This is a genomic window from Arthrobacter sp. H5, from assembly GCF_000520595.1.
In the GTDB taxonomy this organism is placed as follows: Bacteria; Actinomycetota; Actinomycetes; order Actinomycetales; family Micrococcaceae; genus Arthrobacter_D.
The window spans coordinates 113173-114888 of record NZ_KI915026.1; the positions used below are offsets into that span (position 1 = coordinate 113173).

The 1716-nt window shown below is 65.2% G+C and carries 2 protein-coding genes; both read right to left on the reverse strand.

What is annotated here, in order from left to right; all coding sequences use genetic code 11:
* Nucleotides 1-300: 300 nt before the first annotated feature.
* On the reverse strand, nt 301-522 hold the full coding sequence (locus Y708_RS0119600; RefSeq protein ID WP_028281225.1) for a hypothetical protein: 222 nt from the start codon (nt 520-522) through the stop codon (nt 301-303).
* A gap of 104 nt (nt 523-626) precedes the next feature.
* A partial coding sequence (locus tag Y708_RS26570) for a TIGR02679 family protein (protein WP_155853957.1) occupies nt 627-1716 on the reverse strand: 1090 nt, incomplete at its 5' end.

The window sequence follows — 1716 nt, forward strand, 5'->3', positions numbered from 1 at the left end:
CCCCGCCGCTCCAACCCGACGCCCACCAGAGCGGCTGCCGAACTCTGCGAACACCTCACCGGCATCAAAACCAGCTACCCCGGCACCGACCAGATCCTGCGCTACGAGATCAAAAACCCCGCTTAAGCCCACACGAATTCCGTCGCCACGTCAGTGGCGAACGCTCCGTCCTTCTCGATGGGCACGCTGGAGCAGTGTTCAGCCCGCTGTGGGTGTTGGTTGGTTGACACCTGAGTCCCTGGCCCTACTCCGCCGCTGCGGTTTGGGGATACCTCGCCTGGACCGCCTCCCAGTCTTCGGTCACCGGTTTGTCGACGAAAAATTCTTCGGACTGTCCACACTGACCGCATTGGTGGCCGAAGATGTGACGGAGGTGTCGGCGATCTGCTCGTCGATTAAGGCGTAGAACTCCTTGGACCGCTCGAGGCTGCTGACCGGAAGATTGATGAAAACATTCGAGAGGCATGATGGTTCTCCTGATCCGGACTCCGCGCCGCGCTTACCTCCATTGACAGAGTCCATCACAGAAAATCCTGGAATGGCACGCACCCAGCCCGTCGAGGCAGTTGTAGACGGAGATCCCAACCTTCTCCGTTGTCGCTGAGGATCGAGACAATGACCTGAAATTAGTCAGTGCACGGCCCTCCCGACAATACGTCCGCCGCCAGCAGGTTCGCCACGGCCTCCTCCTCCACGGCGAGGCCACATTCGGTCATGGCGCTTGCTAGCTCCGGATCCCACGGCGATTCGGCTGAACTTCCAGTCAGGCGTCGCGAGGGCATCCCGTTTTGCGCAGCCTCACGATAGTCGACAGCCGCATAGCGCCACGGGACCCATGCCAGGTGTCCGCTCAGATATCGGGCAATCCGTAGACCTGCCCAGTCGAAGTCTCCGTGGTATCGACACTCTGCCCCATCTCCAGCGAGTCTTTTCAACAGTTCGACTACCGCCCTGCTCGGTTGGCCAAAGGTGCATACAAGCACAGGGCTGCCCGCCCCGCCCACGCCAGCAACGGCCGTAATTCCAGCCCAGCGCTCGGCGACAACTTCGACGACGGTCGGGTTCTCGCAGACATGGATGTAGCTGCCGGGCGGGAGCACACGTACTCCGCCGGAGCGCACCTGGTCGAGCGTCAGGAGCACGGGCATGCGGGCCTCCCGCATGGCCTCCAACGAGGTCGCCGTCGCCGTTCGGGATGGGTGACCGGCAATGTCGGTATCGGCCGGCCTCACTCCCGCGACGCCCAGACACAGGACGGTTGAGGCGAGGCTCGACAGCACCACTCCTGCGGCAGCCCATGCATCGCGGGGCGACAACTCTTTATCCGCGATCCCCGCGCCAGGCATGAACGCGGCCTTGGCCACGGTAGCGGCGAGTCGGCCGAGCGGGCGGGAGGCGTCCAGGCCATGAGCGTCACCCACCGCCCGCCTCGCCAGGAGCGCCAGTGGCTCCCCCGCCGCCGGCAGCATCTCGAGTACGGCGGCCAACTTGCTCACCAGGTCCGCGCCGACCGCAGGTGATGGGGTCATGGAGTTCCGAACTGCCTCCGCCCGCGCGGCTCGCTTGAGTCCACCGGCCGCGCACCAGGTGTTCCACCAATCGATGAGCTGCGGGAACCGGGCGGCCGCCGGGGTAAGTCCATCCCGGGCTGCGGCCCAGGCCGCAGCTTCCCGCGCCCGCTCGGCCCCGCGGTCCACAACCGGCCCGGTCACGGTC